Origin of the sequence: Scopulibacillus daqui (assembly GCF_016908855.1) — a bacterium.
In the GTDB taxonomy this organism is placed as follows: Bacteria; Bacillota; Bacilli; order Bacillales; family Sporolactobacillaceae; genus Scopulibacillus_A; species Scopulibacillus_A daqui.
The window spans coordinates 98,529-112,608 of record NZ_JAFBER010000005.1 but is presented as its reverse complement, the minus strand read 5'-3'; the positions used below and the strand labels follow the sequence as shown (position 1 = coordinate 112,608).

Sequence of the window (14,080 nt, the reverse complement as noted above, 5' to 3'; positions counted from 1 at the left end):
TGATTGGAGGTTAATACCCGTGTCATTTGCTGCTGAAACGAAAAAGGAACTCACCCAGCTTAATGTCAAAGGGTGCTGCAATAAGTCTGAACTTGCAGCCCTTATACGCATGAACGGTTCGATATCTATCGTTAATAAGCAATTAGGGTTGGATATCACGACGGAAAATGCCGCCATTGCCCGGCGTATTTATAAATTAATTAAAGAAAGCTACGATTTTCCAATTGATTTGCTTGTACGGCGCAAGATGAGATTAAAGAAAAATAATGTTTATATCGTTAGGGTAAAGGAACATGCCAGAAGCATCCTTCAAGACTTGAAAATAGTCGATGATCATTTGATGTTTACGAGGGATATTGATCCTTTGCTCGTTAAGAAGCCTTGCTGCAGACGCTCCTATTTGCGCGGAGCGTTTTTGGCAGGAGGCTCCCTTAACCATCCCGAATCTTCCTATCATTTGGAGATTTTCTCTATTTATGAAGATCATACAAAATCACTGGAAAAATTAATGAATAGTTTTGATTTGAATGCAAAAATGCTGCAAAGAAAAAACGGCTATATTTTATACATGAAAGAAGGCGAAAAAATTACAGAATTTCTTAATATCATCGGCGCGCACAAAGCCTTGCTTTATTTCGAGGATATTCGCATTGTGAAGGATATGAGAAATTCTGTAAACCGCCTTGTTAATTGCGAAACGGCCAATCTTAACAAAACCGTCAGTGCAGCAATGAAACAGATTGAAAATATAAGATTGATTGAAAGCGAAATGGGCCTCGATCAGCTGCCCGACAAATTAAGAGAAATCGCCGAGCTTAGGATTAAACACCCGGATGTCACGCTAAAAGAGCTGGGGGAATTGATTCAAGGCGAAAAAATCAGCAAATCAGGGATTAATCACCGCTTTAGAAAAATTGAAGCGATTGCAGATAAAATTAGAAACGGGCTTTCGAATCCAAGCTGAATATTAATAAAAGGAGGTAGGCTTCGTGGTAGAAAAAGAGGTAAAAGTTAAATTAAAAAGCGGGCTGCAAGCAAGACCGGCTGCCCTTTTTGTTCAGGAAGCGAACAGGTTCAAATCAGTTATTTATCTCATCAAGGATGATAAGAAAGTCAACGCCAAAAGTATTATGGGAATTATGAGTTTGGCAATAAACGCCGGCTCTAATGTAACCTTAGCGGCTGAAGGCCAAGATGAAAATGAAGCCGTTTCAGCATTGCAAAGTTTTGTAGAAAATGAAAAAATATAAGCCTCTCACTCAGGGAGGCTTATATTTTATATCCAATTATTTAGCGTTTTTTGGTGTTAAAATTTGGTCAACGAGACCGTAATCTTTGGCTTCCTCAGCTGTTAGGAAGTTGTCGCGGTCTGTATCGCGTTCAATGACTTCAATAGGCTGACCGGTTCTTTCAGAAAGAATTCTATTCATTTTTTCACGAATTTTAATAATATGGCGAGCGTGAATCTCGATATCTGACGCTTGTCCTTGAGCGCCGCCAAGAGGTTGGTGAATCATAATTTCACTGTTTGGCAAAGCGAAACGCTTTCCGGGCTCACCGGCAGCAAGCAGGAAGGCACCCATTGAAGCAGCCATTCCCATGCAAATTGTTGAAATTTTTGCTTTAGTGTGCTGCATTGTATCGTAAATAGCCATTCCGGCTGTGATTGAACCGCCAGGGCTGTTGATATAAAGAGAAATATCTTTATCTGGGTCTTCAGCTTCCAGGAAAAGCAATTGCGCGACAATCGTGTTGGCTACTTGATCATCAATCTGGCTTCCCAGAATAATAATTCTGTCTTTAAGCAGTCGGGAATAAATATCATAAGCACGTTCTCCGCGGTTTGTTTGTTCAATGACAGTAGGTATTAAAGTCATTCAACATCCTCCTTTTCAATATCCAAATTCTCTTCTTGATTTCATCATAACCTAATGGTCAAGATAGGTCAAATTTTAAACCGAAAATTAACTGAGAAAATGTCCCGGCATGAAATCGTATGTTAATCTATGTATGTAAGCGTTTATCAGACCTGGCATACAACCCATTTTTCCCGCTGCGGGCGTATTTTAAACCTGGAGAATGTCTGAAAAAAAGAAAACTAAGGCGAGATGATTCGCCTTAGTTAATATTCAATGCCTTTGGGGTTAAAACCTGCCGATTTCAGAGAATTTTCAATCCATTCCGCTTTCATGACATTATGATCAAATGTGACGGTTACTGTTTTTTCTGCCGGATTCATCTTATATTCTTTGATGCCGATAATTTTGCTTAGTGCCTGATCCATGCGGTTCTCGCATTGATTGCATGATAAATTTACCCCTGTAAAGACAGCTTTGTTGCTGTTTGCATGGGTATTTAATTTATCCCGTTCAAAGAAAAGGCCTGCGGCAACAAGTGCGATACATAAGGCGCTGATAATAAGACTTTTTTTTAGCATATCAATCCCTCCATTTTCTTTTATATTGTGTGATTAAAAATTTAATTATTCAGGGGGTTGATTGATTGGCGAAAGTTTTATATAATATTTTTGTGTCACTTTTATATTGTGATTATGCGCTCGTAGCTCAGTTGGATAGAGCAATGGTTTCCGGTACCATGTGTCGCGGGTTCGAATCCTGCCGAGCGCGCCATACATATATGAGATATTAAACCCCGCTTTATTTTTAAAGCGGGGTTTTTTAAAAAAAAGGTATATTTTTATTGAAGACGGGGATGATAATGATTGAAGAAGAAAAAAGTGCTTTTAGTAAACGGATCTTTTAAGGAGATGGTTCCATTGGAAAAGAGTAACTTTAACAATGAACAAAACCTTTGAAAGAGGGTGTCTCCGAAAGATAAATAACCGTATGACCTAAAAAAACTTTTCTTCTTCAAGAGGGGGTTATCCAAGCGATAATCCCCCTTTTTTTAAAATCATTAAATAAATCTCCTTAATGTTTCTTTTGAGGCTTCGCCGTTATATCCGAAAAAGTTGCCGAGCATTTTTACATATTCTGTAAAGGTGATTGTCCGATTAACAGAAGTTGCCCACCATCTATTTGGATTATAGTTGTTGTAATCACTGGCGCAATAAGTAAGTCTGATTCCCGTTTGTTTATAGACATCATCGAAATTTGCTTTAACTCTTCTCATATGATAATTCGACGAAACGACGATGGCAGAATGGAATCCAAACTTTTTCATTAATTTTTCAGTAAATAAAGCATTCTCGGTTGTGCTCTTTGCTTTATTTTCTAATATAATTTTATCCTTGGGCACACCTTGTTCTAAGGCACCGTTATAGAAGTAATTTTCTTGTCCATTGGAAAACATGAGGTAAGGCGCATAACCTTCGTTATATAATTCAATGGCTTTCTGCAAACGTCCTTGATCCCCGCTTAATACGATAATCACATCAGATTTTACCGGTTTTTGATTGATGACAAGAAGAGACCCGGCGTATCTCAAAAATATAACAACTAAGCATAGCAAAGCGACCAAAATGATAATAAATATTTTCTTTTTCGACATGGTTCTCCTCATCCTAAACTATCTTTCTATATCATGAATAATCATTGAGAAACAGATTTTCATAGATATTGTTTTCCAATTTTAAACTTATTCGTTAGAAATGGTTAAGGGATTTCCTTCATTATTTGGGGGATTTATCCTAGCACCCCGTTAAAGCAACTAATCAGGTGAAGAGTCTCTCTTCACCTGATTTATTCTTTCATTGAAGGCATGATATTTTTTATTCCAAAATTAAATAACGATGCATATCTTGGGTTCATTTTCAATAACTGTGAAACGGTAACAAGCCGATATCCTTTCTCTTGAAGTTTCGGTATAACTTTATTTAATGCATGAACGGTTTGTGATCGATCGCCTCCTGAATCGTGTAATAAGATAATGCTTCCATTGTGAATGTGATTAAGAATATGGCTGACGATACGGTCAGTTCCTGGGGATGCCCAATCTTTGGGGTCTTGGTCCCAAGACCATAAAATAATCTCAAAGTTTTCAATCCATGCTGTGTCAATAATATCGGTGTTTAATGCGCCTCCGGGAGGACGGAATAATTTTATTTGGGGATGTTGGTATAATTTGATAAGGTTTTCTGTCCGGTTCGCTTCCTCCAAAAATTTAAAATAGGGCATTTGATTAAGGTATATATGAGAGTATGTATGATTGCCTAATTCGTGGCCTTCGTTCACCTCTCGTTGGACAAGGTAAGGATATTGTTCGATTCTGTTGCCTATGAGAAAGAACGTTGCCTTGGCATGGTATTTTTTCAGTATATCTAATATTTCGGGAGTATATATCGGATGTGGACCGTCGTCAAACGTAATTGCAGCGACTTTTTCATTTGTCGGCACTTCCCAAACAATATCGCCTTTCAATTCATAGTAACTACGATTTATTGTAAAGCAATAAGCATGATTAGGACAATAACATAATAATAAAAATGTGAATAAAAAACATAACATATGATGTTGGTTGAACCCCATATTTAACCCCCTAACAATGTCCTGGCAACCTAATGTTTAGTATTTTTCAACACTGATTCAATCATGCGGGAATAACCTCGAAAATTTATAAAAAATGCCATTCGAATGACCTATGGCAGACATAAACAGAATGGGAAAAATTGACTATTAATATGGGAATAATGGATTAATTTCTTCTATATCGAATCTTCTTAATTGTATTTGTAAAAAAATAGGTTCACAATTATTATTGCGGCCGCACTTATATATAACAGATAGAAGGAGATGCGGAATCATGTGTGGAATTGCTGGTTGGATTGATTTTACACGTCAATTAAATGGGGAACAAGCTACTCTGAAGAAAATGGCTGACTCGATTGAACATCGCGGGCCGGATGCGGAAGGTTTTTGGATGACAGACCATGCTGCATTGGCGCATCGCCGCTTAATCGTCATTGATCCCGACGGCGGGACCCAGCCGATGATTTATCGTGATGGCGAACAGCTTTTTGCAATCACATTTAATGGAGAAATATATAATTACAAAGAATTAAAGCAAGTGCTTGAACAAAAAGGGCATCGATTTCAAACAACTTCTGACACGGAAGTTTTGCTCCATGCCTACATAGAATGGAAAGAAGATTGCGCTAAGTATTTAAACGGTATTTTTGCATTCGGTATTTGGGATGAATATAAACAGCAATTTTTTATGGCTCGTGACCATTTGGGTGTTAAACCTTTGTTTTATGCTCAAAGAGAACAATCTTTCATTTTTGGTTCGGAAATAAAAGCCATTTTGGCTCATCCGATGGTGGATGCTGAAATTGATAAAGAAGGGCTTGCGGAAATCTTCGCCATAGGCCCAATGAGAACACCGGGCGTCGGGGTGTTCCGGAATATTCATGAGCTTCGTCCCGGTCATTTCATGGTTTATAATAAAGCAGGCTTGCACATTAAACCTTATTGGCAGCTTGAGAGCAAGCCATATGAAGATACGCCTGAAACAAGTGCTGAAAAAATACGGGAGCTCTTGATAGATACTGTAAAAAGACAATTGCAGTCAGATATGCCGCTTGTTTCTATGTTATCCGGGGGACTTGATTCCAGCGCTTTAGTATCGATAGCAGGGGAAATGTTTAAGAAAGAAGGGAAAACCCTCCATACTTATTCAGTTGATTTTGTTGACAGTGACAAGCATTTTGAACAAGACCTGATGCATGTCAATCGTGATACACCGTTTGTTTATAAAGTTTCCGAAGCGGTAGGAACGGTGCATCACGAGAAAATCTTGGATACCCCTGAATTGGTTGATCACTTGTTAAAACAAATGCATGCAAGAGATTTGCCGGGCATGGGTGAAATGGAAACATCGCTATATTTGTTATTTGGAGAAATGACAAAAGATGCGACTGTTTCTTTGTCAGGAGAGTCAGCAGATGAAGTTTTTGGCGGTTATCCTTGGTTCTATAAGGAAGAATTTTTGAATGCGGATACATTCCCATGGAGGTATACTGGGGTTGGAACTTATAATGTACTTAATCAAGAGACATTAGAATATATTCAGCCTGAAGCGTATATTAACCGCCGTTATCGTGAAGCGATTTCCGAAGTGCCTAGGCTCGAAGGGGAAGACAAAATTGATACAAGACGCCGGGAAATGCAATACCTCAATTTAACCCGTTTTCTGCCTTTCCTGCTGGATCGAAAAGACCGCATGAGTATGGCGCACGGTTTTGAAGTCAGGGTGCCGTTCTGTGATTACCGTATCGCTGAATATTTATGGAATGTTCCTTGGGAAGTTAAGGCGATTGATGGCAGAGAAAAAGGAATTCTTCGCCGCGCCGTCGACGGTATTCTGATTGATGCTGTTCGGACAAGAAAGAAAAGCGCCTACCCGTTTAATCAAAATCCAGCATACTTAAAAGGGGTAGCCAGCTGGATGAATACCATTTTAAATACAGCAGATGAACCGGTTCTTCAACTGATTGATAAGCAAAAAATTTCAGCAGTTATGGATGGCAAAGCTGATTTGGATTCGCAATACGCTGCAAGGCTCTTTGACTATTTAATCCAAGTGAATGAATGGCTTAAAAAGTATCAAATCAAAATCGTTTAATTTTAACTCCGGAGTTCTGGATGACTCCGGAGTTTTTACAGGAAACAATATTCGGCGATTATTTTCGTGCATAACATGGAAATTGAAAGTGTGTGAATTTTAATAAAAAATTTATATTTGTTTTATTATAAAAATCCCTGTATGATAGAGATTGCCCAAGCATATTTGCAAGAGAGGAGTTGATAACTTAATGAGTATTGACAGTTCGAATCCTGATCCCGAGACCCATTCGGAGGAAGTCTTCATACTAGCCTGCCCGGATCGCTCTTTAGGTTGTCAACTAGCGAATGGCTGGGAATGGATGAACTTCCTCACAACATGAGGAGGTGGCTCCATGCTGAGTATTTATTTAACAGATGAACATGGAAAGTTAAATGAAGTCAATGAATTAACAAAAGGATGTTGGATTAATTTAACAAGTCCAACAGCCGAAGAAATTAAATATGTCGTCGATCATGCAGAAATTCCAGAGGATTTTATCAGAGACCCTTTGGATGATGATGAAAGATCACGTATTGAAAAAGAAGATCAAAATGTCCTTACGATTGTTGATATTCCAGTAAAAGTAAATGATGAAACCGATTCGGCTTTATATGATACAATTCCAATAGGTATTATTGTAACGCCATTTTATTTTGTTACCGTATGCTTGCAGGAAAATCCAATTATTAATAGATTTACGCAAAACAAAGTAAAGGGCTTTTTTACCTATAAAAAAACACGTTTCACTTTACAGATCTTATATATGATATCTGTTTACTATTTAAATTATTTGCGGCGCATCGACCGCAAAACAACAGAAATTGAATACGAGCTTTCTCAAGCAATGAAAAATAAAGAATTATTCAATTTATTAAGCTTACAGAAAACTCTTGTTTACTTTACAACATCCTTAAAAGCAAATAACATCGTCATGGAGAAAATGTTAAAACAGCATTTTCTAAGAATGTATGAAGATGATCAAGACTTGCTGGAAGATGTCATTATTGAAAATAAACAAGCGATAGAAATGACGGAAGTATACAGCAAAGTCCTTAACGGCATGATGGATACGTATGCTTCGGTTATTAACAATAACGTGAACTTTGTTATGAAATTCTTAACAGCCATCACGATTGTTCTTACAATCCCGACAATGGTGGCCAGTTTCTACGGGATGAACGTTCATATTCCATTCCAGAACAGTCCTCATGCTATTTGGTTTCCTCTTCTCATTTCGTTTACTTTATCGTTTGTCATAGTGGTCATCTTTTGGAAGAAAAAATACTTTTAAGAAAGCTCCGGATTTTTCCGGAGCTTTTAAATGGGTTGACAGGCATTTTTGCTTGAATGATAGAATAAAAAAGTAATATTAACAGATAGCTCCCTTGTATTGTCAAAATATTCTATATTATTTTTAGGCGCGATTTATAGCCAAATAAAATGTAAGCGTTTATAATTAAAGAAAGAAGGTGATTTTAATGGCTTTAGAAATGATACAGACACAAACATTAAATCTGAAGATGTCCCCTGCTTTGTATCAAGCGATTTCATTGCTTCAATATACGAATACGGAACTTGTCGATTTCATCAAAGAACAGGCTATGGAAAATCCTTTGATTCATTTAGAAGACTCATCATACATGTCTTCAAAGCCTTTGTCCTCCAGCTGGCATAATCAGCCGGCTGATAAAACGAGAACAGATATTATTGAGGAAACCATCAGCGATAAAGGCGATTATAGAGAATCGCTGTATCAACAGGCCAATGTACTGTCTTTAGACCATTCTTTGAAAAAAGCCCTGATTTATTTAATAGATAGTTTAAGTGATCATGGTTATCTTGAGGAATCGTTAGAATTATTAGCAGAAGACTTAAATATTGATATTTCCTTGCTTAACGAAGCATTAGCCATATTGCAAAGCTTTGAGCCGGCCGGTATTGGCGCAAGAAGCTTGCAGGAATGTTTATTGCTGCAGCTAAAATCTTTGCCGGAAAAGGCGCCGCTGGCTGAACAGATCGTGTCGGAATTTATCGACGTCTTTATTACAGGGGATTGGTCCTCTCTCAGCAAAGAGCTTGGAGTCACCGGCCATGATATTCAAAAAGCTGTCGAGATGATTCAGTCGCTTCATCCCAATCCTGTAGATAATTTTGAACAAGGTCTTGTTCAATACATTATTCCAGATGTCACAATAAAAAAAGATGAATCAGGCTATCGCTGTATAATGGAGGATTACTTTTTGCCTCAGTTGTCGGTTAATTTTGATGATTATCGTATTTTGCGAAAAGACGGCGATAAAGAAACGCGCCGCTATCTGCAAAAAAAATACCATGAAGCGCAATGGCTGGTGCAGTGCCTTTCCAAAAGAAAGCAAACGCTGCTTGAAGTAACAGAAGTTGTAATAGAGAGACAGCGGGCTTTTTTAGAAAAGGGTCCAAAGTTATTGAAAACGCTAACATTAGGGATGGTTGCCGAAGAGCTCGGGGTTCATGAATCCACGGTCAGCCGGGCGATCAAAAATAAGCATATTCAAACGCCGCACGGGCTTTTTCCATATAAAGAACTGTTTGTCAGAGGGGTTAAGACCGCAGAAGGTTCAATCTCAACTCATGACATCAAAGAAACGATTAAAAGATTAATTGCATCGGAAAATCCAGCTAAGCCATTATCAGATCAAGCAATAACAATGCGTCTCAAAGAAAAAGGCATTCAAATCTCGAGACGGGCGGTGGCAAAATACCGGAGCGAGTGCGGAATTCTTTCTTCAACCAAACGGAAAAGGAAGGATTAAGCGATGAAGCGGGAAATTGTCTTATACACAAAGAAAAATTGTCCATTATGCGAAGAAGCCAAAGAGATGCTGCATATCCTTTGCGAAAAATACCATCAAAGCTATCAAGAGGCAGATATCTATCAAGATGACAATTTATTAAAGGCGTATCAATTGATGATCCCGGTCGTCTCCATTGACGGCCGGGCAGTGCTCTGGGGAAAATTTATGTTTAGCGAACTTGAGGCGCATTTCCAGTCATTTTGTTGTCATTAAGTTTTAGTCCTTTTATCTTTCAAGAAAAAGCTGAGCGCTCTCTGATTTTCTCGTAAATATAGAAAGGAGCATATAGTATAAGGAAAGCAATAATGATAATGGCTTCCATCGGTATAAGGTACCACGGCCAAGGGCCGAGGACATCTAAAACGGTCGGGAGGTTCGGCTTTTTCATAATGTATAAGTAATTGGCGTTAACTAATCGATTGACAATAAAAATACAAGCGCCGTAAATATTTAATGCTAATACAGTTTCCCAAAGCGAACGGAACGTCGGCTTGAACTTTTCGACAGCAATCATAAAAAGACAGGCCAGGAAGACGCCGCCATGGGATACAAAGAATTCGATATATCGAAAATGAGGAAAAGAATAGACGCTGAGATCAGGCGTCAATATGGCTTGAAGCGAGCTTCCGAGACCGGCAAAATAAATATATTTAAACAGGCCGGCGCTTCTCGTCAGCAGCATAACAATGGACAAAAGCACCGTAAGATCACTCAATTCTAAAGGCAGCGAATAGCGGGGCGACCACTCATGAAAATAAATGTACCACGATTGAAGACTGATCTCCGAAACAATAAGCAAAAAAGCTAGTAAATAGCGGACGAACTTTTCCCAATGAGGCTGCTGCAGGAAACGCCGAAAAACAAACAGACAGACGCCAAGCAGCCCAATAATAGCTAAAGCCAGAATATGTTCTTTAGAAAAGAGATGAAAAGAAGCCCCTTTATAGTGAAATTGAAAATATTTTTGCATTGTGCACCTCGCTTGCAAATTCATCTTAATTTAAATGTTTCCCCCATAACTGCTTTTTGATTAATGCTTGTCATTTTAAGCATTAATCCCCCGATCTTAGCATCTGAAGAACTATATTTTTCTTATTAAGAAGTTAAAATAAGCCCATATTTTATTTTCGAGAGTTGTTAGACTTGAAAAAGGCCGTTCACTTTTGCTATTATAAGTTTGTAACGGTTGGGACATAATATGACTGACTGGGACTTTTTGAGTCCAACGCTTTGTAAAAGGAGGATCGATTTGAAACGTTTACTTGATTTGCAAAAAAAATTAGTGCCAGATGTTTTAGACGTTATGTCTGAACGTTATCGCATCCTCCAATCGGTTCATTTTCTTCAGCCCATAGGCAGAAGAACGCTGGCTAGTAATTTGGGGCTGACCGAACGCGTTTTACGAGGCGAGGTGACCTTTCTTAGCAACCAGGGCTTAATCAAAATGTCAACAAATGGTATGTCGCTGACTGAAAACGGGGAGCGTTTGCTTGAAGCACTCGAAGAAATCATGAAAGATGTATCAGGATTGAATCATTTGGAAAAACAATTAGAGAAGGTTCTAGGCATCTCTCGTGTTGTGATCGTCCCTGGAGACAGCGATGTTCAACCTTGGGTCAAAAATGAAATGGGGCGCGCCTGCGTTTCCGAAATGGAAGAAAGGATTAAGAATGACAGCATTATTGCTGTAACCGGCGGTACGACTGTGGCAGCCGTTGCAGAAATGATGCACCCATTGAAACATTTGCAGGCCAATCTCTTATTTGTCTCAGCAAGAGGCGGATTAGGAGAACAAGTTGAAAATCAATCCAATACCATTTGTGCAAAAATGGCAGAAAAAGTTGAGGGAAGCTATCGTATGCTTCATGTCCCTGATCAATTAAGTGAGGAATCGTATTCGTCATTAATTGAGGAGCCAAGCATACGCGAGGTTTTATCGCTCATTCAATCGGCTGCTATAATTATTCATGGCATTGGTGATGCCAAAACCATGGCTAAGCGCCGCAGATCGAGTGAAGAACTTCTGAAAAAAATCGACGAAGAAAATGCGGTCGCAGAAGCCTTTGGGTATTACTTTGACCAAAATGGGAAAATTGTTCATAAAGTAAAAACCATCGGGATACGTTTGGAAAACTTATATGACAACAAAACGCCCATTGCCGTAGCTGGCGGACGGTCAAAGGCGAAAGCGATTGAAGCCTATTTTAAAGAAGGCCCTCAATCTATTTTAGTCACCGATGAAGGTGCAGCAGAGGAAATACTTAATCACAATAAATTAATCAATTAAACATAAGGAGTGTTAATAATGACAGTTAAAGTAGGTATTAATGGTTTTGGCCGTATTGGACGCAATGTTTTTCGTGCAGCGTTAAATCATCCAGAAGTAGAGATTGTTGCAGTGAATGACTTAACTGACGCTAATATGCTTGCACATCTCTTGAAATATGATACAGTACACGGAGAATTGCCTGTAGAAGTATCTGTTAACAATGATAACCTTGTTGTCGATGGCCGTGAAATTAAAGTTTTGGCTGAACGCGATCCTGCTCAGCTTGGCTGGGGCGATCTCGGCGTCGATATCGTTGTAGAATCAACAGGCCGCTTCACTAACCGCAATGATGCAGCTAAACACTTAGAAGCAGGTGCGAAAAAAGTTATCATTTCTGCACCGGCAAAAGAAGAAGACATCACTATTGTTATGGGCGTTAACGAAGATCAATATGATCCGGCTAAGCATGACGTGATTTCAAACGCTTCTTGTACAACAAACTGCTTAGCGCCGTTTGCGAAAGTATTAAATGATAAATTTGGCATTAAAAGCGGTATGATGACAACTGTTCACTCTTATACAAATGACCAACAAATTCTTGACTTGCCGCACAAAGATTATCGCCGTGCCCGCGCAGCAGCACAAAATATCATCCCAACAACAACTGGCGCTGCAAAAGCCGTTGCGCTTGTACTTCCTGAACTTAAAGGCAAATTAAATGGTATGGCTATGCGCGTGCCGACTCAAAACGTGTCAATCGTTGACCTTGTTGCCGAATTAGGCCAAGAAGTAACTGTTGAAGAAGTTAATGAAGTACTTAAAGAAGCCGCTAACGGCGAATTGAAAGGTGTTCTTGATTATACTGAAGAACCTCTCGTATCAAGCGACTTCAATGGCAATACACATTCTTCTACTATCGATGCCCTTTCTACAATGGTTATCGAAGGCAATATGGTTAAAGTTGTTTCTTGGTATGACAATGAAACAGGCTACTCCAACCGCGTTGTCGATTTAGCCGCTTATATTGCTAAAAAAGGGTTATAATAATCGGATAGTCACTTAAATGATAAAGAGGAGAAATTTTTTCTCCTCTTTACGACATTTATACTTTATCTTTGCAAGTTTCTCTTTATTATTGAACGACTTTACAGTAGATTAATAAATGGAAGCATTCAATGTTCCTTTCATGTTTATGCCGAAGGAGGGGTAACTGATGAACAAAAAAACGATTCGTGATGTTGATTTAAAGGGCAAAACAGTTTTTTGCCGCGTTGATTTTAATGTGCCGCTTGAAAATGGTGAAATTACGGATGATACAAGAATTCGTGCGGCATTGCCTACCATTCAATATTTGTCAGAGCAAGGCGCTAAAGTTATTTTGGCTTCGCACCTTGGACGTCCGAACGGTCAAGTAAAAGAAGAGCTTCGGCTCGATCCGGTTGCAAAGCGTTTAAGTGATTTGCTTGATTCTGAAGTTGTGAAAACAGATGAAGTGATAGGCGATGAAGTACATAAGGCTGCTTCTGGCCTGAACCCTGGTGACATCATGCTCATTGAAAATGTAAGATTCCATCCAGGTGAAAAGAAAAATGACCCTGAATTGGCTAAAGCATTTGCTGATCTTGCTGATATTTATGTCAATGATGCTTTTGGAGCTGCTCACAGAGCACATGCTTCAACAGAAGGGGTCGCTCACTATATTCCCGCTGTTGCCGGCTTCCTGTTAGAAAAGGAACTTGAAGTTCTCGGCAAAGCAATGGAAGACCCAGAACGTCCTTTCACTGCCATTATTGGCGGAGCGAAAGTAAAGGATAAGATTGGCGTTATCGATAACCTATTGGACAAAGTTGACAACCTTATTATCGGCGGCGGTCTAGCTTATACCTTTGTTAAAGCAATGGGCTATGAAGTAGGCAAATCGCTTCTTGATGAAGAAAAAATTGATTTAGCAAAATCATTCATGGAAAAAGCTGAGCAAAAAGGTGTTAAATTTTATACACCGGCAGACGTCGTTATTGCTGATGACTTCTCAGAAGACGCGAATATAAAGGTTGCTCCAATTGACAGCATTCCTTCAGATTGGGAAGCACTTGATATCGGCCCGAAAACAGTTGAAAAATATGCCGATGTCATCCGTTCATCCAAGCTTGTTGTTTGGAACGGTCCGATGGGCGTCTTTGAAAAAGATGCTTTCGCAAAAGGAACGAAAGGTATTGCAAAGGCTCTGGCAAATGCTGAAGGCGTCTATTCAATTATTGGCGGCGGTGATTCCGCGGCAGCTGTTGAAAAATTCAATTTGGCTGAGCAAATGGATCATATTTCAACAGGCGGCGGCGCTTCGCTTGAACTCATGGAAGGTAAGACATTGCCAGGCGTGGCTGCTTTAAGCGATAAATAATCATACAAGAATTTT

Annotated in this window: 14 protein-coding genes and 1 tRNA gene; 10 read left to right on the top strand and 5 right to left on the bottom strand. The window is 39.1% G+C overall.

The genetic code is table 11. The features are described from left to right. The first annotated feature begins 19 nt into the window (after positions 1-19). Both whiA and JOD45_RS05835 read left to right on the top strand, forming a co-directional pair. Positions 20-964 carry a DNA-binding protein WhiA gene (gene whiA, locus JOD45_RS05840; RefSeq protein ID WP_205002933.1) on the top strand — a complete coding sequence of 315 codons (945 nt, stop codon included), beginning with the start codon at positions 20-22 and terminating at the stop codon, positions 962-964. A 25-nt stretch (positions 965-989) separates the two neighbouring features. Beyond that, the gene (locus JOD45_RS05835; protein ID WP_205002932.1) at positions 990-1,250 is read left to right on the top strand and encodes an HPr family phosphocarrier protein; all 261 of its coding nucleotides are present in this window, start codon (positions 990-992) and stop codon (positions 1,248-1,250) included. A gap of 36 nt (positions 1,251-1,286) precedes the next feature. Here JOD45_RS05835 and clpP read toward each other — a convergent pair whose 3' ends face one another. Both clpP and JOD45_RS05825 read right to left on the bottom strand, forming a co-directional pair. Next, positions 1,287-1,877, bottom strand: coding sequence for an ATP-dependent Clp endopeptidase proteolytic subunit ClpP (gene clpP, locus JOD45_RS05830; RefSeq protein ID WP_205002931.1), 591 nt, complete (start codon positions 1,875-1,877; stop codon positions 1,287-1,289). A gap of 245 nt (positions 1,878-2,122) precedes the next feature. Beyond that, positions 2,123-2,437 carry a heavy-metal-associated domain-containing protein gene (locus JOD45_RS05825; protein WP_205002930.1) on the bottom strand — a complete coding sequence of 105 codons (315 nt, stop codon included), beginning with the start codon at positions 2,435-2,437 and terminating at the stop codon, positions 2,123-2,125. 116 nt (positions 2,438-2,553) lie between these two features. On the opposite strand from JOD45_RS05825, the gene JOD45_RS05820 reads away from it, so the two are divergent. Further along, a tRNA-Arg gene (locus JOD45_RS05820) sits at positions 2,554-2,630 on the top strand. Positions 2,631-2,916: 286 nt separating this feature from the next. Here the strand turns inward: JOD45_RS05820 and JOD45_RS05815 are convergent. Both JOD45_RS05815 and JOD45_RS05810 read right to left on the bottom strand, forming a co-directional pair. Next, positions 2,917-3,510, bottom strand: coding sequence for a YdcF family protein (locus JOD45_RS05815; RefSeq protein ID WP_239549106.1), 594 nt, complete (start codon positions 3,508-3,510; stop codon positions 2,917-2,919). Positions 3,511-3,701: 191 nt separating this feature from the next. Next, complete coding sequence (locus tag JOD45_RS05810) at positions 3,702-4,379, bottom strand: polysaccharide deacetylase family protein (RefSeq protein ID WP_239549105.1); 678 nt, start codon at positions 4,377-4,379, stop codon at positions 3,702-3,704. Between the two features lie 382 nt (positions 4,380-4,761). Between JOD45_RS05810 and asnB the strand changes: the two genes are divergently transcribed. From asnB to JOD45_RS05790, 4 genes are all read left to right on the top strand, one after another. Next, positions 4,762-6,582, top strand: a complete 1,821-nt coding sequence (gene asnB, locus JOD45_RS05805) for an asparagine synthase (glutamine-hydrolyzing) (RefSeq protein WP_205002927.1) — start codon at positions 4,762-4,764, stop codon at positions 6,580-6,582. 334 nt (positions 6,583-6,916) lie between these two features. Then, complete coding sequence (locus tag JOD45_RS05800; RefSeq protein ID WP_205002926.1) at positions 6,917-7,855, top strand: magnesium transporter CorA family protein; 939 nt, start codon at positions 6,917-6,919, stop codon at positions 7,853-7,855. Positions 7,856-8,042: 187 nt separating this feature from the next. Continuing rightward, entirely contained in the window at positions 8,043-9,356 is a 1,314-nt protein-coding gene (rpoN, locus tag JOD45_RS05795; RefSeq protein ID WP_205002925.1) for an RNA polymerase factor sigma-54, read from the top strand. A gap of 3 nt (positions 9,357-9,359) precedes the next feature. Further along, positions 9,360-9,611: a glutaredoxin family protein gene (locus JOD45_RS05790; RefSeq protein WP_205002924.1), complete on the top strand. Its 252-nt coding sequence runs from the start codon at positions 9,360-9,362 to the stop codon at positions 9,609-9,611. 19 nt (positions 9,612-9,630) lie between these two features. Here the strand turns inward: JOD45_RS05790 and JOD45_RS05785 are convergent, their stop codons facing one another. Then, on the bottom strand, positions 9,631-10,368 hold the full coding sequence (locus tag JOD45_RS05785; protein ID WP_205002923.1) for a YwaF family protein: 738 nt from the start codon (positions 10,366-10,368) through the stop codon (positions 9,631-9,633). A 279-nt stretch (positions 10,369-10,647) separates the two neighbouring features. On the opposite strand from JOD45_RS05785, the gene JOD45_RS05780 reads away from it, so the two are divergent. The 3 genes from JOD45_RS05780 (at position 10,648) to JOD45_RS05770 (ending at position 14,065) form a co-directional block, all read left to right on the top strand. Then, positions 10,648-11,685, top strand: a complete 1,038-nt coding sequence (locus tag JOD45_RS05780) for a sugar-binding transcriptional regulator (RefSeq protein WP_205002922.1) — start codon at positions 10,648-10,650, stop codon at positions 11,683-11,685. 18 nt (positions 11,686-11,703) lie between these two features. Continuing rightward, positions 11,704-12,711 (top strand): type I glyceraldehyde-3-phosphate dehydrogenase, encoded by a 1,008-nt coding sequence (gene gap / locus JOD45_RS05775; protein ID WP_205002921.1) that lies wholly within the window; start codon positions 11,704-11,706, stop codon positions 12,709-12,711. Between the two features lie 169 nt (positions 12,712-12,880). Continuing rightward, positions 12,881-14,065 (top strand): phosphoglycerate kinase, encoded by a 1,185-nt coding sequence (locus JOD45_RS05770; RefSeq protein WP_205002920.1) that lies wholly within the window; start codon positions 12,881-12,883, stop codon positions 14,063-14,065. Positions 14,066-14,080 lie beyond the last annotated feature (15 nt).

What these genes read in the sequence shown, in the direction of transcription:
- clpP (WP_205002931.1), bottom strand. Translation starts at nt 1,877, where the DNA reads ATGACTTTAATACCTACTGTCATTGAACAAACAAACCGCGGAGAACGT.
- JOD45_RS05825 (WP_205002930.1), bottom strand. Translation starts at nt 2,437, where the DNA reads ATGCTAAAAAAAAGTCTTATTATCAGCGCCTTATGTATCGCACTTGTT.
- JOD45_RS05815 (WP_239549106.1), bottom strand. Translation starts at nt 3,510, where the DNA reads ATGTCGAAAAAGAAAATATTTATTATCATTTTGGTCGCTTTGCTATGC.
- asnB (WP_205002927.1), top strand. Translation starts at nt 4,762, where the DNA reads ATGTGTGGAATTGCTGGTTGGATTGATTTTACACGTCAATTAAATGGG.
- JOD45_RS05800 (WP_205002926.1), top strand. Translation starts at nt 6,917, where the DNA reads ATGCTGAGTATTTATTTAACAGATGAACATGGAAAGTTAAATGAAGTC.
- rpoN (WP_205002925.1), top strand. Translation starts at nt 8,043, where the DNA reads ATGGCTTTAGAAATGATACAGACACAAACATTAAATCTGAAGATGTCC.
- JOD45_RS05790 (WP_205002924.1), top strand. Translation starts at nt 9,360, where the DNA reads ATGAAGCGGGAAATTGTCTTATACACAAAGAAAAATTGTCCATTATGC.
- JOD45_RS05785 (WP_205002923.1), bottom strand. Translation starts at nt 10,368, where the DNA reads ATGCAAAAATATTTTCAATTTCACTATAAAGGGGCTTCTTTTCATCTC.
- gap (WP_205002921.1), top strand. Translation starts at nt 11,704, where the DNA reads ATGACAGTTAAAGTAGGTATTAATGGTTTTGGCCGTATTGGACGCAAT.
- JOD45_RS05770 (WP_205002920.1), top strand. Translation starts at nt 12,881, where the DNA reads ATGAACAAAAAAACGATTCGTGATGTTGATTTAAAGGGCAAAACAGTT.